At 37.9% G+C, this 21,104-nt stretch carries 19 protein-coding genes; 10 read left to right on the plus strand and 9 right to left on the minus strand.

All coding sequences use genetic code 11. From position 1 onward, the window contains the following. Positions 1 to 145: 145 nt before the first annotated feature. Both lysS and prfB read right to left on the minus strand, forming a co-directional pair. Positions 146 to 1,654, minus strand: coding sequence for a lysine--tRNA ligase (lysS, locus tag QV04_RS08445; RefSeq protein WP_065231639.1), 1,509 nt, complete (start codon positions 1,652 to 1,654; stop codon positions 146 to 148). 97 nt (positions 1,655 to 1,751) lie between these two features. Further along, positions 1,752 to 2,850 (minus strand): peptide chain release factor 2 gene (prfB, locus tag QV04_RS08450; protein WP_156539726.1). Its coding sequence is split into 2 segments (ribosomal slippage): positions 1,752 to 2,774 and positions 2,776 to 2,850, totalling 1,098 coding nucleotides; the frame shifts between segments, so codons are not numbered across the junction. Positions 2,851 to 3,030: 180 nt separating this feature from the next. Between prfB and QV04_RS08455 the strand changes: the two genes are divergently transcribed. Continuing rightward, positions 3,031 to 3,870: a formate/nitrite transporter family protein gene (locus QV04_RS08455; RefSeq protein ID WP_065231638.1), complete on the plus strand. Its 840-nt coding sequence runs from the start codon at positions 3,031 to 3,033 to the stop codon at positions 3,868 to 3,870. A gap of 48 nt (positions 3,871 to 3,918) precedes the next feature. Here QV04_RS08455 and QV04_RS08460 read toward each other — a convergent pair whose 3' ends face one another. Together QV04_RS08460 and QV04_RS08465 are read right to left on the minus strand one after the other, a co-directional pair. Further along, a complete protein-coding gene (locus QV04_RS08460; protein ID WP_065231637.1) occupies positions 3,919 to 4,413 on the minus strand; it encodes a YfbU family protein in 495 nt (164 codons plus the stop codon). A 94-nt stretch (positions 4,414 to 4,507) separates the two neighbouring features. Beyond that, on the minus strand, positions 4,508 to 5,251 hold the full coding sequence (locus QV04_RS08465) for an MlaA family lipoprotein (protein WP_065231636.1): 744 nt from the start codon (positions 5,249 to 5,251) through the stop codon (positions 4,508 to 4,510). Positions 5,252 to 5,601: 350 nt separating this feature from the next. Here QV04_RS08465 and carA point away from each other — a divergent pair, with 350 nt between their 5' ends. The 8 genes from carA (at position 5,602) to apaH (ending at position 15,911) form a co-directional block, all read left to right on the plus strand. Continuing rightward, positions 5,602 to 6,759: a glutamine-hydrolyzing carbamoyl-phosphate synthase small subunit gene (gene carA / locus QV04_RS08470; RefSeq protein ID WP_065231635.1), complete on the plus strand. Its 1,158-nt coding sequence runs from the start codon at positions 5,602 to 5,604 to the stop codon at positions 6,757 to 6,759. A gap of 26 nt (positions 6,760 to 6,785) precedes the next feature. Continuing rightward, a complete protein-coding gene (gene carB, locus QV04_RS08475) occupies positions 6,786 to 9,974 on the plus strand; it encodes a carbamoyl-phosphate synthase large subunit (protein WP_065233390.1) in 3,189 nt (1,062 codons plus the stop codon). A gap of 154 nt (positions 9,975 to 10,128) precedes the next feature. Continuing rightward, positions 10,129 to 11,448, plus strand: coding sequence for an NCS2 family permease (locus QV04_RS08480; protein ID WP_065231633.1), 1,320 nt, complete (start codon positions 10,129 to 10,131; stop codon positions 11,446 to 11,448). Positions 11,449 to 11,578: 130 nt separating this feature from the next. Continuing rightward, positions 11,579 to 12,118, plus strand: coding sequence for a bifunctional pyr operon transcriptional regulator/uracil phosphoribosyltransferase PyrR (pyrR, locus tag QV04_RS08485; protein WP_065231632.1), 540 nt, complete (start codon positions 11,579 to 11,581; stop codon positions 12,116 to 12,118). Positions 12,119 to 12,188: 70 nt separating this feature from the next. Next, positions 12,189 to 13,130, plus strand: coding sequence for a peptidylprolyl isomerase (locus QV04_RS08490; RefSeq protein WP_065231631.1), 942 nt, complete (start codon positions 12,189 to 12,191; stop codon positions 13,128 to 13,130). Between the two features lie 157 nt (positions 13,131 to 13,287). Next, a complete protein-coding gene (gene rsmA, locus QV04_RS08495) occupies positions 13,288 to 14,121 on the plus strand; it encodes a 16S rRNA (adenine(1518)-N(6)/adenine(1519)-N(6))-dimethyltransferase RsmA (protein WP_065233391.1) in 834 nt (277 codons plus the stop codon). A 2-nt stretch (positions 14,122 to 14,123) separates the two neighbouring features. Then, positions 14,124 to 15,077 carry a calcium/sodium antiporter gene (locus tag QV04_RS08500; protein WP_065233392.1) on the plus strand — a complete coding sequence of 318 codons (954 nt, stop codon included), beginning with the start codon at positions 14,124 to 14,126 and terminating at the stop codon, positions 15,075 to 15,077. A 12-nt stretch (positions 15,078 to 15,089) separates the two neighbouring features. Beyond that, the gene (gene apaH, locus QV04_RS08505) at positions 15,090 to 15,911 is read left to right on the plus strand and encodes a bis(5'-nucleosyl)-tetraphosphatase (symmetrical) ApaH (RefSeq protein ID WP_065233393.1); all 822 of its coding nucleotides are present in this window, start codon (positions 15,090 to 15,092) and stop codon (positions 15,909 to 15,911) included. Positions 15,912 to 15,960: 49 nt separating this feature from the next. Here apaH and hupA read toward each other — a convergent pair whose 3' ends face one another. The 5 genes from hupA to QV04_RS08530 form a co-directional block, all read right to left on the minus strand. Then, a complete protein-coding gene (hupA, locus tag QV04_RS08510) occupies positions 15,961 to 16,233 on the minus strand; it encodes a nucleoid-associated protein HU-alpha (protein ID WP_013745698.1) in 273 nt (90 codons plus the stop codon). Positions 16,234 to 16,429: 196 nt separating this feature from the next. After that, positions 16,430 to 17,020, minus strand: coding sequence for a YjaG family protein (locus QV04_RS08515; RefSeq protein WP_065231627.1), 591 nt, complete (start codon positions 17,018 to 17,020; stop codon positions 16,430 to 16,432). Positions 17,021 to 17,029: 9 nt separating this feature from the next. After that, positions 17,030 to 18,097, minus strand: a complete 1,068-nt coding sequence (gene hemE, locus QV04_RS08520; RefSeq protein ID WP_065231626.1) for a uroporphyrinogen decarboxylase — start codon at positions 18,095 to 18,097, stop codon at positions 17,030 to 17,032. A 6-nt stretch (positions 18,098 to 18,103) separates the two neighbouring features. Then, positions 18,104 to 18,880 carry an NAD(+) diphosphatase gene (gene nudC / locus QV04_RS08525; protein WP_197494820.1) on the minus strand — a complete coding sequence of 259 codons (777 nt, stop codon included), beginning with the start codon at positions 18,878 to 18,880 and terminating at the stop codon, positions 18,104 to 18,106. 177 nt (positions 18,881 to 19,057) lie between these two features. After that, the gene (locus QV04_RS08530) at positions 19,058 to 19,537 is read right to left on the minus strand and encodes a YchJ family protein (protein ID WP_065231624.1); all 480 of its coding nucleotides are present in this window, start codon (positions 19,535 to 19,537) and stop codon (positions 19,058 to 19,060) included. Between the two features lie 278 nt (positions 19,538 to 19,815). Here QV04_RS08530 and QV04_RS08535 point away from each other — a divergent pair, with 278 nt between their 5' ends. Further along, positions 19,816 to 20,460: a TfoX/Sxy family DNA transformation protein gene (locus QV04_RS08535; protein ID WP_039135111.1), complete on the plus strand. Its 645-nt coding sequence runs from the start codon at positions 19,816 to 19,818 to the stop codon at positions 20,458 to 20,460. Positions 20,461 to 21,104 lie beyond the last annotated feature (644 nt).

Below are 21,104 nucleotides of genomic sequence, written 5' to 3' on the forward strand. Positions count from 1 at the left end.
TTATGCTCTCCTCTAAATATCAGGTGTTCAGCATAAAGTATTTGATGGGTATATAAGCAAAAAAAGAGAAAAAATGTGGAGCAGATCGCAAAAATCAAAAAGGTTGATTGCCTTTCACAACCAACCTTTTCGTTACTAAAAAATTTTAAGATTTATGTTTCATTGCTGGGAATAAAATCACATCACGGATTGATTCCGCATTAGCAAACAACATCGCCAAACGGTCGATTCCCAAGCCTTCACCTGCTGTTGGTGGCAAACCGTGTTCCAACGCCACCACGAAATCTTCATCTTTAAACATTGCTTCATCATCACCTGCTTCTTTCGCTGCTACTTGTGCGTTAAAGCGTTCATTTTGATCTTCCGCATCGTTCAACTCAGAGAAACCGTTACCAATTTCACGTCCACCAATAAATAATTCAAAACGATCCGTAACTTCTGGATTTTCATCATTACGACGAGCCAACGGTGAAATTTCAGCAGGGTGAGCCATTAAGAAGGTTGGCTGAATTAAGTGATGTTCCGCTATCTCTTCAAAAATCGCATTGACTAAACTTCCCAAGCCCCAAGACTTTTGAATTTCAATGCCAAGTTTTTGAGCTACCACTTTAGCACGTTCAAAGTCATAAAGATCTTCTTTAACAATGCCTTTATCTGCACCATATTTCAATACGGCATCGTGCATTGTAATACGTTCAAACGGTTTACCGAAATCAAATTCATATTCACCGTAAGGCACAATTGTAGTGTCTAAAATATCTAATGCCAATTTGCGCAATAATTCTTCGGTATTATCCATTAAATCGTGATAATCCGCATAAGCTTGGTAATATTCAATCATCGTAAATTCTGGATTATGACGTACAGAAACCCCTTCATTACGGAAGTTACGGTTTAGCTCAAATACACGCTCAAAACCACCGACAACAAGGCGTTTCAAATAAAGTTCCGGTGCGATACGAAGGTACATATCAATATCAAGCGCATTATGGTGAGTAATAAACGGACGTGCCGCCGCCCCACCCGGAATCACTTGCAACATTGGGGTTTCGACTTCGATAAAACCTTTGCCGATAAAATATTCACGAATACCTGCAATCACTTTTGAACGAATAATAAAAGTGCGACGAGATTCTTCATTAGAAATAAGATCCAAATAGCGTTGGCGGTAACGCATTTCTTGATCTGCTAAACCGTGGAATTTATCCGGTAATGGGCGCAATGCTTTAGTCAACAATTCAAGAGCAGTACAACGTACAGTCAATTCATTAGTTTTAGTTTTGAATAGCGTTCCTTTTGCTCCAACAATATCGCCAAGATCAAGCATCGCCATAATTTCTTCATAAACACCTTCCGGTAATAAATCCCTAGCGACATACAGTTGGATTTTTCCACTCATATCCTGCAACGTGATAAAACTAGCTTTTCCCATTTTACGTCGTGTCATAATACGTCCTGCTACGCTGACAGGAATAGCTTTCTCTTTTAATACTTCACCATCTTCATTTTCATATTGTTGATGAAGATCACCGGCTAAACTGTCTCGGCGGAATGTGTTCGGAAATGCATTGCCTTTTTGGCGTAAGGTTGCCAATTTTTCACGGCGAGCAAGCATTTCTCCATTTAAATCTAACTCTTGAGTATGTTCTGTCATTTTTTTACCTTTAATTTTTTAATGCATATTCTTGCAAATCGTTATTCAATTCTTACTAAAATCAGTCAATTTTATTTACTAAACAAACCTTGCATAGCTATAGTCCAGCTTTCAAACTTGCTTCAATAAATTTGTCTAAGTCGCCATCCAATACAGCTTGTGTATTGCGGTTTTCAACGCCAGTGCGTAAATCTTTAATACGTGCATCATCCAACACATAAGAGCGAATCTGACTGCCCCAACCAATATCAGACTTACTCTCTTCTAATGCCTGTTTTTCAGCATTTTTCTTTTTCAATTCAAGCTCATACAATTTAGCTTTTAACTGCTTCATCGCCTGATCTTTATTTTTATGCTGAGAACGATCATTTTGACACTGCACTACAATACCGGTCGGGATATGAGTAATTCGCACTGCACTCTCGGTTCTGTTAACGTGTTGCCCACCAGCACCAGATGCACGATAAACATCAATGCGTAAATCCGCCGGATTGATTTCAATATCAATATCATCATTAATTTCAGGATAAACAAATACCGCACTAAAGGAGGTATGGCGACGATTATTAGAATCAAATGGGCTTTTACGCACTAGACGATGAATACCAGTTTCTGTTCGCAACCAACCAAAAGCATATTCACCACTAACACGAATGGTTGCTGATTTAATGCCAGCAACATCACCATCGGACACTTCCATTAATTCAGTTTTAAATCCTTTACTCTCTGCCCAACGTAAATACATCCGTAACAACATTTCTGTCCAGTCTTGGGCTTCAGTACCACCTGAACCAGCTTGCAAATCTACATAGCAATCAGCGGCATCATTGGCGCCACTGAACATTCTTCTAAATTCAAGTTTAGCCAAACTTTGTTCCAGCTGTTCCAGTTCGGCAACAGCTTCATCAAATGTTGCCTGATCATCTGCTTCAATTGCTAATTCTAATAATCCTTCAACATCATCTAAACCTTGTTGCAAAGATTTAATGGTATTTACCACTGATTCTAATGAAGAACGTTCTTTTCCTAATGCTTGTGCTTTTTCCGGATTATTCCATACATCCGGCTGCTCCAATTCAGCGCTGACCTCCTCTAATCGTTCAACTTTATTGTCGAAGTCAAAGATACCCCCTAAGTGCCAAGGTTCTTTCACTAATATCACTGATTTTATTTTTTACAGGATTAATTTCAAACATATCTTTTCATTTATTCTTTCTGTTTCAAGAACGCGTGATTATAAAATATTCCGTTGTTTTAGCCTAGTTTCTTTAACAAGAAAATTAGGTGTGATTTTTGCATTATGTTAAGATATACACCCTATTTTTTAGATAGTTTTCGCTATTATTTTTATAATTTTTAACTAAAAAGGAAACGCAATGAAATCAGAATTAGATACTTCAACCCTTTCCTATCGAGATAAAATGGCGATTGAGGAATATGAACGTCTTAGTCCACGATTATTATATGAAATTATTCGACAGGATGGCATTGAAGAGCTAACTCGTCCAACAAAAGCACTTATCTTTTCCGGTATTACTGCCGGTTTAGTAGTAACATTCTCGTTTGTTTTTAAAGCAATTTTTACCGCCTATTTGCCTAACGAAAGCTGGTCACCGTTGGTCACTAATATGGGATATACTGTCGGCTTTCTACTTGTGATTCTCGGACGAATGCAATTGTTTACGGAAAATACTATCACAACTGTTGTACCGCTGTTTAATCCATTGACTTGGCGTAAAGTCGCAGCAGTCGCACGTTTATGGTCTATTGTGCTTATTTCAAACTTAATAGGCACAGCATTAGCCGCACTATTTTTACAAAATCATCAGGCATTTAACCCTGAGTTTGTCAATGCAATGCACGAAATTGCAATGCACGTTAAACAGATGACTGTTTCCGAAAATATTTTAAAAGGAATCCCTGCTGGGATACTGATTGCTTCTATCGTTTGGATGATGCCATCAGTCAACAGTGGAAAATTTATTATGATTTTCTTCTTTATTTATCTGATAGCTCTTGGTGATTTTGCACACGTTATTGTCGGTTCAGCGGAAATTGCCTATCTTGTATTCCAAGGTGAAACCTCACTTTATGACTACTTCATCACTTTCTTATTACCAACCTGTTTCGGCAATATTCTGGGTGGAACAGTTGTCTTTACGATGATGATTTACGGTCAAGTTAATAAAGAAATAGAAATTCAGGCAAATAAATAAAGAAAAACGGTAGGTACTTAAACCTACCGTTTTTACCATGCACTCTTGCTAAGCTACCAAAATACGATGTATTTCTTCCGCACTGAGGTGGTATTCGTGTGGACAACTACGCCAAACAGCCAACATTTTTTGATATTTTTCTGCCATACAGATTTGTGCATCATTATCATCGGCATAAAATTCAACATCTGCATAAAGCTTTTCACTTTCTCGTAAAAATTTCACATATTGACAATATTTTTTCTCTCTAATAGCACAATAACCAATAAACTTGATTTGGTTAGCACTAATCACGGATTTATCCGGTAATTTGTTATAGCAAATCTGCAATGCGTGATACATCTCTAAAGTATCTCGTACAGCATCACATTCCGCTTCACTCAAATAGGAGAAGCCTTTATCCAATTCTTGCAATTCTTTTGCAAAACCTGACTGTACAATTGTTTTCAACCGACGAAAATGCACTGCCTGTTCTGGATTTAATAATGCCATTAATTCATACTGGTTAGCCAAAATTAAACGTTGAATGGATGTCATTTCCATATTTTTATCCTTTTCTAAATCAAAAATTAAACTGCTAACTACTGTAAAGGATTCTTCGACTGTAGTTATTAATTTCAATCAATAAAATTAAAGATTAATCGATTTCATCTAAAATATTTTTATCCAGCTTCTCACTTGTCTTCGTTTCTGACTTACCATCACTCACTTTAAATTTAAGGTTTTGGAAATAAGCCTCACGATAAGTAACATATGGATCTTGTGATCGTTGTAATAGAACATCTTGATCTAATACTCTAGAACGACTATCAATACCCTGAACTCCCCATTTCAAAAGCCCCCAAGGTCCAAGAAAAGACAACATTGGATAAGTCATATCAACTAAATGCCCTAAGTCCTGGCGTGGTGTCGCAGCACCATACCCTGGCACCATCACATAAGCACCAGTACCAACACCATAATGCCCCAACATATCACCAAATTCACGCTTTTCCTGCTTTTTTAATGGTTCACTTGCACTGGCAAGATCAATAAAGCCTCCTAAACCAAAAATCGTATTAATCCAAAAACGGTCAAAATGCACCATTGCTTGTTTAAAATTACCTTCCAATAAGCGATTAACAAAGCTCATAGGCTCATCTAAATTATCTGCAAAATTAATAATTCCAGTTTTCACTGGTTGTGGCACATAATCACGCCAACCTTTAGCCATAGGACGTACAATATAGGGATCAAGATAATTATAATTTACGTTCCACATTGTACGATTAATCCCCTGTAATGGGTCACTGCGTTCTCCATTATCCTGATGGCTTGAGCAACCACCAACCAGAATTATTACCATTGCAGTAAATAATGTTTTTTTCAATTGTCTTACCATAGTCATTCCCATTTTATTTTTCTCTAAACTTTATTTATTCTAATCAAATTTCAGGCTGAAAAAAATCGTTAAATCAAAAATACCGCTTGCCTTAAATGAATAAATATTCAAAAATATTGCATATTATTTCATAAAGTACACTACAACATTAACAATTAAACAAGATTGTTAGCGGTTGAAACATTGTATTTAATCGTTTGCTCAATTAAAATAATGCGATTTTTTCGGTTTTAGCGAAAACTTTCAGGCACAATTTAGCCAAAAGCGTAAATCGCCATTTGATCTAAGTTGTGGTTAATGAGCATTCGTAAGTGTTCAACCTAACACATAAAATTATTTAGGAGTAATTGATGTCTGAACAAGCTATCCTCGTCCTCGCTGACGGTTCTGTTTTCCGAGGTAAAGCCATTGGCGCACTAGGACATACCATAGGTGAAGTGGTTTTTAATACTTCAATGACTGGTTATCAGGAAATCCTCACTGATCCTTCATATACAAAACAAATTGTTACCTTAACCTATCCACATATCGGCAATACCGGTGCCAACAGCGAAGATGTAGAATCCGATGCAGTTTACGCTGCTGGCTTAATTATTCGTGATCTGCCACTCTTACACAGTAACTTCCGCAGTGAAATGTCTTTGCATCAATATTTACTGCAAAATAATGTGGTCGCAATTGCAGATATTGATACTCGCCGCTTAACTCGTCTATTACGAGACAAAGGTGCAATGTCTGGTTGTATTATGGCAGGTGAAATTGATGAGCAAAAAGCATTAACTCTAGCACAAAGTTTCGGTTCAATGGCAGGTAAAGACCTCGCTAAAGAGGTAACTTGTAAAAATAGTTATGAATGGACTGAATGTGTTTGGCAGCTTGGCATAGGTTATCCTCAACAACAACATTACCGTTTTCACGTTGTCGCTTATGATTTCGGCGTTAAACGGAATATTCTCAGAATGTTGGCGGAACGTGGTTGTCATATTACGGTTGTTCCGGCAAATACCCAAGCTAGTGAAGTGCTAGCACTGAATCCGGATGGCATTTTTCTTTCTAACGGCCCTGGCGATCCTGAACCTTGTGAATACGCCATTATTGCTATCCGTCAATTATTAGAAAGTAAAAAACCTATTTTCGGTATCTGTTTAGGACATCAATTACTCGGTTTAGCTGTTGGCGGGAAAACAAAAAAAATGGCATTTGGTCATCACGGCGGAAACCATCCTGTTGAAGACTTAGATAACAAAAAAGTATTAATTACCAGTCAAAATCACGGTTTTGAAGTGGATGCTGATAGTCTGCCAAATAATGTTCGCATCACACATCGTTCTCTGTTTGATGGTTCGGTTCAAGGGATTGAATTAACAACACAAGCAGCTTTTTCATTCCAAGGTCATCCAGAAGCCAGCCCAGGTCCGCACGATGTTGCTTATCTCTTTGATAAATTTATTCACGAAATGGATATTGCAAGCCATACACAAACAGCAACTTCTTATGTGGCACGTTAATCAGTAAAATGGGTGAAAAATAAATTATGCCAAAACGCACAGACATTAAAACAATATTAATTATCGGTGCCGGTCCAATCGTTATCGGGCAGGCGTGTGAATTTGACTATTCCGGTGCACAAGCCTGTAAAGCATTGCGTGAAGAAGGATATAAAGTTATCCTTGTTAACTCAAATCCAGCAACCATTATGACCGACCCGAATATGGCTGATGTTACCTACATTGAGCCAATTCGTTGGCAAACAGTGGAACAAATTATCGCCAAAGAGCGCCCGGATGCCATTTTGCCGACAATGGGCGGACAAACTGCATTGAACTGCGCATTAGATCTTTCCAAAAACGGTATCTTACAAAAATATAATGTGGAATTAATCGGTGCGACTGAAGATGCAATTGATAAAGCAGAAGATCGCGGTCGTTTTAAAGAAGCAATGGCGAAAATCGGTTTACATACGCCAAAATCATTCATTTGCCACACCTTTGCTGAAGCGTGGCAAGCTCAGGAACAAGTTGGATTTCCAACCTTAATTCGTCCGTCATTCACAATGGGCGGTTCTGGTGGTGGTATCGCTTATAATCGGGAAGAATTTCAAGCTATTTGTGAACGTGGATTTGATGCCTCCCCAACTCACGAACTATTAATTGAGCAATCGGTGTTAGGCTGGAAAGAGTATGAAATGGAAGTAGTACGTGATAAAGCAGATAACTGTATTATTGTTTGCTCCATTGAAAATCTCGACCCAATGGGAGTACACACTGGAGACTCAATTACCGTTGCTCCGGCACAAACTCTCACTGATAAAGAATACCAAATTATGCGTAATGCAAGCCTTGCGGTGTTACGCGAAATTGGTGTAGATACCGGTGGTTCAAATGTACAATTTGCTATCAATCCTGAAAACGGCGAAATGATTGTGATCGAAATGAATCCTCGTGTTAGCCGCTCTTCTGCACTTGCTTCAAAAGCAACAGGATTCCCGATTGCCAAAGTAGCGGCTAAATTAGCGGTCGGTTACACATTAAACGAGTTACGCAATGACATCACTGGCGGATTAATTCCGTCATCATTTGAGCCTTCAATTGATTATGTTGTTACTAAAGTACCACGTTTCGCCTTTGAAAAATTCCCACAAGCAGATGACCGTTTAACCACGCAAATGAAATCTGTCGGTGAAGTGATGGCAATGGGGCGTACTTTCCAAGAAAGTTTACAAAAAGCATTGCGTGGTTTAGAAACAGGCATTTGCGGATTTAATTTACGTTCAGAAGATAATGAAAAATTACGTCACGAAATTTCTAATCCTGGCCCTGAACGCCTACTCTATGTTGCAGATGCTTTTGGTTTAGGTTGGTCATTAGATGAGGTTTATCGTTACACTAAAATTGATCCGTGGTTCTTACGACAAATTCAAGATCTTGTACAAGAAGAGTTGACACTAGAACAAAAAACATTGGATCAATTAGACTACGCTGAGTTGCGCCGTTTAAAACGAAAAGGTTTCTCCGATAAACGTATTGGGCAATTAACTAAAACTAGTGAAAGTGATGTGAGAACACGCCGTAATCAATTCAATCTACATCCAGTTTACAAACGTGTTGATACCTGTGCAGGTGAATTTAATTCAGATACGGCTTACCTCTACTCTTGCTATGAAGAAGAGTGTGAAGCTACCCCATCAAATCGTAAAAAGATTATGATTTTGGGAGGTGGTCCAAATCGTATCGGTCAAGGAATCGAATTCGATTATTGCTGTGTACACGCCGCTCTTGCCTTGCGAGAAAGTGGTTTTGAAACCATTATGGTTAACTGTAATCCGGAAACCGTTTCTACTGATTTCGATACTTCTGATCGTCTCTATTTTGAACCGCTAACACTTGAAGATGTTTTAGAGATTATTCACATTGAAAACCCGTATGGCGTAATCGTGCATTATGGTGGTCAAACCCCACTAAAACTAGCCAATAAATTGCAACAAAACGGCGTCAATATTATTGGAACATCTGCCGACAGCATTGATGCAGCAGAGGATAGACAACGTTTCCAACAGATCTTAAATGATCTGAAATTAAAACAGCCATCTAACCACACGGCAAAAAATGCAGAAGAAGCCGTAAAATTAGCTGACGAAGTCGGTTATCCTTTAGTTGTGCGTCCGTCTTATGTTTTAGGTGGCCGTGCAATGCAAATTGTTTACAATGTAGATGAACTTAATAAATATATCCGCGAAGCCGTACAGGTTTCTGATGATAGTCCGATTTTACTGGATCATTTCCTCGATAATGCAATCGAAGTCGATGTCGACTGTATTTGCGATGGGAAACAAGTTGTTATTGGCGGTATTATGCAGCACGTTGAACAGGCTGGTATCCATAGTGGCGACTCCGCTTGTTCTCTTCCTGCATATTCTTTGAGCCAACAAATTCAGGATGAGATCCGCCGTCAGACCACTGAAATGGCATTTGCTTTAAAAGTGGTCGGGTTGATGAACGTTCAATTTGCCGTTAAAGGCGACACTATTTATGTGCTTGAAGTTAATCCACGTGCCTCTCGTACAGTTCCTTTCGTTAGTAAAGCTACCGGCGTACCTTTAGCTAAAATCGCTGCACGCGTTATGGCAGGTATTTCCTTAGCAGAGCAAAATATTAAAAAAGAAGTGATTCCGGAAAAATTTGCAGTTAAAGAAGCAGTGTTCCCATTTATCAAGTTCCCGGGAGTAGACACTATTTTAGGCCCTGAAATGCGTTCGACTGGCGAAGTAATGGGCGTAGGTGAAACTTTTGCTGAAGCCTTTATCAAAGCACAACTTGGTGCTGGTGAACATATCCCTCACGGAGGAAAAGTGTTCCTATCTGTTGCCGATCAGGATAAACAACGTTTATTGACTGTAGTCAAACAATTACAAGCACTTGGCTTCGGTTTATGCGCAACTTACGGCACTGCTAAATTCCTTGCGGAACAAGGCATTATTGTTCAACACGTTAATAAAGTTCGTGAGGGGCGTCCTCACATCGTTGATGCAATCAAGAATGGAGAAATAGCACTGGTTATCAACACAGTTGACGGCAAACCTGAATCTGTTGCAGATAGTCACTCTATTCGTCGTAGTGCCTTACAACATAAAGTGATGGTATTAACCACAATGAATGGTGCAACCGCTTTGGCAAACGGTTTAAACAAACTTGATCACCTAAATATCTACTCATTACAGAGCTAAAATCAATAACGCCTTACCTGACTTACTTTAAAGAGGTAAGGCGTTTTATTTTCAAAAAAACGCAAACGTTTGCATTTTTTAATAGTAGATTGTTGCTGACTCAGGTAAAATTCTTTTCCTACATTTCCCTTTTATCCTAATTTAAGGTATTTCAATGTCTAATATGCTTGAACAGCGTTTTGAACTCTCCGCCCGCAAAAGTTCTTTACGCCAAGAAATTATTGCCGGGCTAACAACATTCTTAGCAATGGTTTATTCTGTTATTGTTGTGCCGGGAATGTTAAGCAACGCAGGTTTTTCCGCTGAATCCGTCTTTATTGCTACCTGTTTAGTAACAGGTTTAGGTTCTATCCTTATTGGCTTTTGGGCAAATGCACCGATGGCTATTGGCGTGGCAATCTCATTAACTGCCTTTACCGCTTTTAGCTTAGTACTTGGACAACAAGTAAGCATTCCGGTGGCATTGGGTGCTGTTTTTTTAATGGGGGTTATCTTTACATTGATTTCCGCCACCGGTATTCGTGCTTGGATTTTACGTAATCTGCCTGCTAGTATCGCTCACGGTGCCGGTATTGGAATCGGTTTATTCCTACTTTTGATTGCTGCAAACGGTGTAGGTTTAGTTGTCGCTAACAATGCTGGCTTACCAGTTAAATTAGGTGATTTCACCTCTTTCCCAGTAATGATGGCTTTGATTGGTCTTGCCGCCATTATCGGTTTAGAGCGTTTAAAAGTAAAAGGTGGTATTCTGTTAGTTATTATCGCCATCACGATTATCGGTTTAATTTTCGATCCTAATGTTAATTTTGCCGGTCAAGTTTTTAAATTACCATCTTTCGGTGAAACCTCACATTTTCTACAATTAGATATCGCCGGTGCATTACAACCAATGGTATTACCAGCTGTGTTCGCCTTAGTGATGACAGCTGTTTTTGATGCTACTGGAACTATTCGAGCAGTAGCAGGGCAAGCTAATTTATTGGATAAGGATGGGCAAATCATTAACGGAGGCAAAGCCTTAACCTCAGACTCCTTGAGTAGTTTATTCTCTGGTCTGTTCGGCACCGCACCTGCTGCCGTTTATATTGAATCAGCTGCCGGCACTGCTGCCGGAGGTAAAACTGGTATTACTGCAATTGTTGTCGGTTTATTATTCTTATTAATGTTATTCTTCCAACCACTGGCTGCTCTAGTACCCGGTTATGCCACGGCACCAGCATTGATGTATGTTGGTCTATTAATGTTGAGCAATGTTGCTAAATTGGATTTCAATGATTTTGTCGCTGCAATGAGTGGTTTAATCTGTGCGGTATTTATCGTCTTAACCGCCAATATCGTTACCGGCATTATGCTAGGATTTGCTTCTTTAGTCATTGGGAGAATTATCGCCGGTGAGTGGCGTAAACTCAACCTTGGCACAGTCATTATTGCTATCATTTTAGTGATATTCTATGCTGGTCATTGGGCTATCTAATCTTGCTATTAGGTTTTGTCATTTCGACAAAACCTAATTTTTCTGAAAAATACGTTTTCAATGTGCGTTAACTGTGATTTTATGTTATTTTTAATCCCGTTTTATCCTAAATTAGAAGGTTACTTTATTTATGGAAAAAGTGATTATCGATGAAAACCAGTTTATTCGTACGATCTCACGTATCTCCCATGAAATTATTGAAAAACACCAAACATTGGATGATTTAATCATTGTGGGTATTCGCCGTAGAGGAGCGGAAATTGCTGATCTTTTACGGCAGAAAATTGCACAGCTGACCGGCACAACCTTGCCTTATATGGAACTGGACATCACTTTTTATCGTGATGATTTACAATATGCGGAATCCAGTGAATCTCCGGTGTATCACGGCTCTTCGGAAGCAATCAATATTCAAAATAAAAAAGTTATCTTAGTGGATGATGTATTATTCACTGGTCGAACCATTCGTGCTGCACTGGATGCATTAATCGATTTCGGCAGAGCAGCAAAAATCGAACTGGTAATTTTTGTTGATAGAGGGCATCGTGAACTGCCTATTCGTGCCGATTATGTTGGTAAAAATATCCCTACTTCAAGACAGGAACAGATACAAGTGAAAACAATGAAATATGATGGCTGCTATCAAGTAGATTTATTAAGAAATAATTAAGATCTTTTTATCTAGTCATCTAATGTGAAACGGAACACAGTACAAAATATAGCAAATAGGATAATAGGTTATGAAAACAAAATGGATCAAATTTTTACTTTTAACAGGCTGTTTATCATTAGCATCAACAAGCTATGCCGTAGAAAAAGTTGTAGCGACCGTTGACGGTACGCCGATATTAAGTAGTCAAGTTAAACAGGCTTTGGGTAAACGTACCAATACTGAAGCCAATCGTGCCGCTGCCTTGAATGACATCATTGATGATATGTTGGTACAAAAAGCAATCAAAGGTGCTAACATCAATGTATCTCAACAACAAATTCAACAAATTATGCACCAAATTGCCAATGAGAATGGATTAACTTATGGTCAATTCCTTGACGTATTAGATTATCAAGGAATCGGTGAAGCAAAGTTCCGTCAACAGATTGCCCACCAAATTATTATGGGAGAAGTTCGTAATAAAGCAATAAACGAAAGTATCTCTGTTTCACGTGAACAAATAGAAAAATTGGGTATGCAGATGTACAATGAAGCAAAGCAAAAAGGTACATTGCAGACTGTAAAATCTCCACAATATCTTGTCAGCCATATCCTTATAAAGACAAATCCTCTATTAAATGATGCTCAAGCCAAAAAACAATTATCTGATTTGCGTAGTGATATTATCGCAGGTAAAACCACTTTTGCCGCTGCAGCAAAATCTTACTCCAAAGATTACCTTTCCGGAGCTAACGGAGGGAGTTTAGGTTGGAATTTCCCTGAAGTATATGATCCGGAATTTCAAGCAATGATAAAAAATAGTAAAAAAGGTGTGATCTCTCAGCCGTTTAAAACCCAATATGGTTGGCATATTCTAGAAGTTGTTGATAAACGTGAAGGGGATAAAACCAAAGAAGCCTATATGCAAAAGGCCTATCAGCAAGTAGTTAATCAACAAGCAATGGAAGCCTCTAAAGATTGGGTAAAAACTTTGAGAAAATCAGCTGATATTAAGATTTTACAAAAGTAATTGCTCGTTATTCAACATTAAGCGATTTAGTTATAATAGCGACCGTACACTCTGTGTGCGGTTATTTTTTCTAGAAAAGATTATTGCAAAAACAACAATATAAATACATTCTGTCGCCACCAACAGCAAGATTCCAACTATTGAGGAGATTTTTTTGATGAATTCAAAAACACATTTAGGACATACGGCACGAAAACGTTTCGGGCAAAACTTTTTACACGATGATCAAATTATTCAAAGTATTGTTGCTGCGATTAATCCGCAAGCAAATGATTTTCTTATCGAAATTGGTCCCGGTCTCGGTGCCTTGACCGAACCGGTTGCTGAACAAATTGAACATTTAACCGTGATCGAATTGGATCGTGATTTAGCAGAAAGATTACGCCACCATCCGTTTTTACATCAAAAATTGACCGTTATTGAGCAAGACGTAATGCGTTTTGATTTTCAACAATTAGCACAGCAGGCAGAGAAACCATTACGAATTTTCGGCAATTTGCCTTATAACATTTCAACACCTTTGATGTTTCATCTTTTCCAATATCACAATGTGATTCAGGATATGCACTTTATGTTACAAAAAGAGGTGGTAAACCGTTTATGTGCAGGCCCAAATAGTAAAGCATACGGTCGCTTAACCATTATGGCTCAATATTTCTGCCAAGTTATTCCTGTATTGGAAGTTCCCCCATCAGCTTTCAAACCTGCTCCCAAAGTAGATTCCGCCGTTGTACGCTTAGTTCCCCATAAAGTATTGCCTCATCCAGTAAAAGATCTTTACTGGTTAAACCGCGTTTGTACCCAAGCATTTAATCAACGTCGTAAAACTTTAAGAAATTCATTGATGGATCTCTTTACAGCTGAACAACTTACAGAATTAGGTATTAAACTGACCGATCGTGCTGAAAACCTTACTATTGCAGATTATACTCGCTTAGCTAATTGGCTTGCTGATAATCCCCCACTTCCAACAAATAAGGATGAGGCATAATAATGGAATATATTACGTTACTCATTGGTATTGTCAGCATTCTTTGGGGAGCAGACCGCTTTACTGACGGCGCAATTGCCGTTGCTCGCCGTTTCCAAATTAATGAATTGATTATCGGTTTAACTATTGTTGCTTTTGGCACTTCACTACCAGAGTTCATTACTAGCTTCTGGGGAGCATTAAAAGGCAATTCCGGTGTATCTGTCGGTAACATTATCGGTAGCAATTTATTTAATACATTAGTCATTGTTGGCGCCAGTGCCCTAGCATCACCTATTATGATCAAAGCTGGTTCAGTAAAAAAAGAGATTCCTTTTGCTCTATTGGCTTCCTTGGCTTTTATTTTTCTCTGTTTTGATCGCCTATTGAATAATCAATCTATTGACTTTATTTCTCGTGGTGATGGCTTAATTTTATTACTGTTTTTTACTATTTTCTTAAGCTACACCTTTGCCAATGCAAGACAGGATACAACCGAAGAGAATGAAATAGATGAGATAACACCGCACTCTTCAATAAAAATAATATTCTATCTGTTCATCGGTTTAGCAGTGTTAATTATTGGTGGAGATCTCTTTGTTTCTGGAGCAATTCAGATCGCACAAAACTTTGGCGTTAGTGATGCTGTTATCGGTTTAACTATTGTTGCAGGTGGTACTTCACTTCCTGAATTGGCAACTTCTATTTTTGCTGCCAAAAAAGGCAGTTCAGATCTTGCGATTGGCAATGTTGTCGGTAGCAATATTTTCAATATTTTCTTTGTAATGGGCGCTTGTTCAAGCATATTTCCACTTGCTGTCGGAGATATATCTTATCTTGATTTTGCAATGTTGATTATTAGTATGTTATTACTCTGGCTATTTGCAGCAACAGGTAAAAAAATATCCAGAAGTGAAGGAGTAATTCTACTAGCAACATATTTTATCTACCTCGCTTACTTAATCATTACACTATAAAGGGAAAAATTTATGGCGACCTATATTGTTGGCGATCTACAAGGTTGTTTTGATGAGCTACAGCTTCTATTACAACAAGTCAATTTTAATCCAATACAGGATAAACTCTATCTTGTCGGTGATCTAGTTGCTCGTGGCGATAAATCTCTCGAATGTCTACGTTTTGTCAAATCATTAGACAAATCAGCACAAACCGTATTAGGAAATCACGATCTGCATTTGCTTTCCACTGCTTTCGGCATTAAAAAAATTAAAGCAAAAGATCACGTTGATGCTATTTTTTCAGCATCGGATTTTAAAGACTTGATTGATTGGCTGCGTCACCAGCCTTTGCTGATTGATCGTTCCGATCTTGGTTTCGTCATTACTCACGCTGGTATCTGTCCACAATGGAATTTGGCAACGGCGAAACAATGTGCTGCGGAAGTTGAACAGGTGTTGCAACAGGGCGATTATCTACAATTATTACGTGAAATGTATCAAAACTCACCTGATCTCTGGTCTAAAGACTTAACCGGCATTGAACGTTTACGTTACAGCATTAATGTTTTTACGCGTATGCGTTACTGCTATCCGGATAATCGCTTAGAATTTGAGTGTAAATTACCGCCAAATGAATCACCAGCCCCATTAAAACCTTGGTTTGAATTAGAAAATCCACTATATCAGCAAATAGCAATCTTATTCGGTCACTGGGCAAGCCTTGTTGATTATCCAACGCCTAAAAATATTTATGCATTAGATACCGGTTGTGTTTGGGGCAATAGATTAACGATGTTACGCTGGGAAGATAAACAACTATTTACTCAACAGGCAATAAAAGCCTATTTTTAGCCATTAAAAAAGCCGCTATTATAAAAAATAGCGACTTTTTTCACCAAAATTATTTTACAGCATCTTTTAAAGCTTTACCGGAAACAAATGCAGGCACTTTAGTTGCTGGGATTTTGATTTCTTTACCGGTTTGTGGGTTACGTCCTGTACGTTCTTGACGTTGGTTAACCTTAAATGTACCGAAACCAATTAATTGTACTGCATCACCTGCTTTAAGGCTTTCAGTAATTGCTTCTAAGGCAGCTTCTAATGCTGCTTTAGAATCCTTTTTGCTTAACTTAGTTTTTTCTGCAATTACGTCAACTAATTCAGTTTTGTTCATAAATATTACCCTCTATATTTTACTGTGGTTTAGAAATTGAATAGATTCTCTTTCAATTTTTTGAAAAAGCCGAGATAGCCTCGTTGGTGAATATCCCTTGATCCACCCCAGCTCAAGCCTTGTCTTGAGTGAACAGATTAATCTAACTTTAATCATATTAAAAGAGATTTATTACTAAAATTAGAAAAAAGTCACATTAATTGCTTAATTCAACTCCGATATTACTCATTTTTGTGGCATGGATCTCATTTTTCAAACCGTTAATCACCTCAATATCACGTTTTTCCAGTTCATTGAGTGTACGATAAATCGCCCATTGAATATCTAACTCATCAATAATTAACTCATTATTTTTCAATTCATCATCACTAAAATGGCGATTTTCTTCCGTTTCCAATAATGACACAATGGTTTGCAAAGATAACAAACTAATTCTTATTGCTTGCTCTAAACTTTCTCCACCAATTAGCGCGTGTAACAAATTAGATAATGCTTCACAAGCATCCACCGCCGGAACAATACCGAAAAAATCGTAGTCATTAATATTCGGGATAACTTGCTCAAACTTCTCCAACTGGTGTTCAAAATTAATATTTGCATTTTTAATAGTTAAATGTTCCCAAACAAGGTTCATAATATTATGGTAAACCTTTGCCTGCTGCGGTTGTTCGGTAATATTGCAAAACATCACAAAATTAGGATACATTCGTTCACACAAACAGGCCATAAAAACACACTGTTGCCAACTTTCCAAATTTGCCAAACGTTTTTGAATCGGGTTCCTCATATCTACCTCTTAGGCTGTCTTATACACTTTTGAAAAACGATGAATCGCATCAACAAACACTTTAGGACTTTCAACCGGCACATCTTGGTGAATGCCGTGTCCTAAATTAAAGACGTGTCCATAACCTTTACCATATCCGGCTAAAATGGCTTTAACTTCCTGTTCAATACGTTCCGCTGGCGCATATAAAACACTAGGATCCATATTTCCCTGCAACGCTACCTTATCACCAACACGCTTTTTTGCTTGCGCAATATCAATCGTCCAATCCAAACCTATTGCATCACATCCGGTATCTGCGATTGCTTCCAACCACAAACCACCACCTTTAGTAAATAAAGTAACCGGTACAATCCGCCCTTCAGATTCCCTAATCAAACCCTTAACAATTTTTTCCATATAACGCAATGAAAATTCACGATATTGTTGGTGAGCTAACACACCACCCCACGTATCAAAGACCATTACTGCCTGCGCGCCTGCTTTAATCTGTGCATTAAGATATAAAATCACACTATCTGCTAATTTATCCAATAAAGCATGTAACAATGCTGGTTCGCTATAGAGCATTTTCTTAATCTTGGTAAACGCTTTGCTTGATCCGCCTTCTACCATATAAGTCGCTAATGTCCACGGACTACCTGAAAAACCAATTAATGGCACTTCACCATTCAATTCACGACGAATTGTTCTTACCGCATTCATCACATAGCCCAACTCCTGCTCCGGATCGGGAATCGGTAATTGATCTATATCCTCTTTACAATTAATTGGTTTTGCAAATTTAGGCCCTTCTCCTGCACCAAAACTCAAACCTAATCCCATTGCATCTGGAATGGTTAAAATATCAGAAAATAGAATTGCTGCATCGAGATCATATCTACGCAGTGGTTGCAAGGTTACTTCACACGCCAACTCTGCATTACGACATAATGACATAAAATCACCGGCTTTCGCCCGAGTCGCCTTATATTCTGGTAAATAACGCCCTGCTTGACGCATCATCCAAACCGGTGTCATATCAACCGGTTGCCGTAATAAAGCGCGTAAATAACGATCATTTTTTAATTGGGTCATAAATTATTAATCCTCTGCACAAAGTGCCAATGTTGTTTTAATCAATTTGCGTGCAATTGTCCCCTCCTCCGGCAATAGAGGAAGCTCATCATCATAACGAAACCATTTTGCATCGTGAATTTCACTATTCTGTAAACGAATCTCACCACTGTCATAATCAGCCAAAAAACCAACCATTAATGAATTTGGAAATGCCCAAGGTTGACTACCAAAATAACGAATATTCTTTACTTTTAAACCAACTTCTTCGAAAATCTCTCGCTCAACAGTTTGCTCCAATGCTTCCCCCTCTTCGACAAAGCCTGCCAATGTGGTGTAAATTCCGCCGATATGGCGTTGATGATTTGCCAATAAAATTTCTTTTCCTCTTCTAATAGAAACAATAATTGAAGGACAAATCACCGGATAATGACGATAGCCACATTTAGGACATTCCACAGCAAATTCACCAGTTGTCAAATAGGTTTTCTCGCCACATTTTCCACAATAACGGTGTGTTTTAAAGAAATAATTCAACGCCACACCTCGATTTAATAGATTAAATTCCTCTTCTTTACGATAAAGCTGTGAACGCAACGATACATACTCGCGTTGCTCATCATTAGGAATCTCTTCCACCAACCATAATGGGTGTTGGTGATATTCACCAATTACACAACCAAATAACCCTTCTACTCCATATAATGCTGCCTCTCCATAAGGCAACTCTCCCTGCTGCAAATAAATTGCCGATCCTTGCGTTAATAACCAATATCCTTGATCCTGTTTGTGAATAGCCTGCATCATTATTTACACCTCTTTAATGATTGAACTTCGACCTTTCTCCAATTTTTACAGGCTATTATAGCGAAATTCCGTCTATTCCGTTGTTTTTTTACTTTGAGGTAAACAAGGAAAAGAATTGATGGAAGCGTATAGTACATACAACGATAATAACTAAGAATTTAAGGATACGATTATTTACAAATATTTAGCACAACACTGTTTAAATTTTCTTCCTGAATGACAGAAACAGGGCTCTTTTAATCCCCATTTAGTGGCAACTGTCGGATCTAAAAAATACCATTGTTGCGCAATCCGCACAAAAATAGATAATTCGTGGTGTGTCATTCGTTTCTTTTGGTGCAGAAAAAAAGCTTTAAATTCAACCAGTGCGTGATGATTATCCATTTCCGGTACGACCTTCACGATCTCCAATCCGTCCCATTGGGTATTTAACGCCCATTGATGTAACGCTTTGCTATTTAGTAGTGATTGCTGTACTGGTGCTGTCGTCTTTACAATATAATCAATCTCTGCCAATACAAATGCCGAATAGCGGGAACGCATTAATTGTTCTGCAGTTGCTGCTTTTTTTTGATATAGATGTAATGGCTGACAACAGTCTTGATATTCAAATCCAGATTGGCAAGGACATTGCATATTATGGTTTCCTTTCATTGTTCTAATCTCTTTTATGTTTCCGTATAGCAGAACACGATGCATTTACAAACATCAAATGTTAAAAAAACTTACATTTTATATCATTATTATTCACATAACGGCAAAAGTGTTATAAAAAATGCAAGTTTTTTTCAGTTTATCGATCAACCTCACATAATCCATTTTTTTATCATAAAAACGTTTCTAAATAAAAATTTTTATTGATATATTTTCTATGCAATCGTTACCGATAGTGCAATTTTTGTTTAAATTACATCAACTATAGGTGAATTATTATGATTCTGCAAACGTATACAGGAAGAAACACTGACGAAGTATCTAGAATTATGGGAGAGTTAGTTGGGACAGTCGTAATAAAGAGTCTATTTAACGGCTATGGCATTTTCAAAGATTCTCATATGTTTGCTATCTATAGAAATAATGTTGTTTATATTCGAGCTGTTGGAGAATTAGCAAAACTTATCATTCAACTTGGAGGTGTTCCCTATCCATATACATCACCTTCAAATATGTATTTCTATCTACCTAAAGAAATTACTGAAGATAAGCAAAAATATCGTTCATTGATATTACTTTCTATAGAACAAGTCAAACAGAAAAAACAACAAACTAAGAAAAAACGCCAATCTCGTATTAAGGATCTACCAAACCTTAATTTCAAACACGAGTTGTTATTGAATCGTGTTGATATAAAAAATGTCCGCACACTAAGACAGATAGGGGCGATAGAAACTTATATTCGGATCAGAAAATTGATTGGTAATGTCCATCTAGATCTATTTTGGAAACTCATTGGCGCATTGCAGCACAGATATTATTCACTTATTACGTATGAGGAGCGATTACAACTATTACAGGAACTCAATTTCGCACTAAAAAATGCGAATTTATCTGAAGAATCAATGAAATTCAGGAGGTAACTTTGTGTCTTAATAAGACTTAATCTGGAATTGCAAAATTCAACAAAATATTGGGTGTACTAGTCGGTAATATTATAATGTTAAATACCTGTTGATACATTTATTAACAGGTATTTAATTTTTTTATCACACCACAGTTGCATTAAAGCCATCTTACTCTTTTCGTCTGTGGAAACCGCTGAACTGGAAACGTATGTCAATGAAAAAAACAAGCTACCGCACCACCGGTATAAAACTCGGTAATCAGCTGTTTACTGCCTACAAAAGCTTTGATTATCACGCCGGTCGCAGTGTTTATAGCCGCATTTAGATAATTACCCTGAAGTCTTAGCCCATCAATTTGCCAAACAGGAAAATGGGTGAAGAAAGTTTTAAATTAGATTTTGCAAAATTTGAACGTGAGTTCACAGTAGGTAAAAAAGCATTAGGATTGACAAGTAAATACCCGTTAGGATAATGATTATGCAATGGTCAGCACTAATCTGCATTACGCCGCACTGCATCACTTTGGCGGCACAATCAAAGCAAAACGGTCAAAATACCTGAAATTTAGGGGCGGTACAAAAAACAGGTTAATATTCCAGCTCGTCCATTAGCTTCATCTAATGAGGAATAACCGTCCTTTAACATCCATTCATATTTAA

Origin of the sequence: Gallibacterium genomosp. 1 (assembly GCF_001678575.1) — a bacterium.
GTDB lineage: Bacteria > Pseudomonadota > Gammaproteobacteria > Enterobacterales > Pasteurellaceae > Gallibacterium.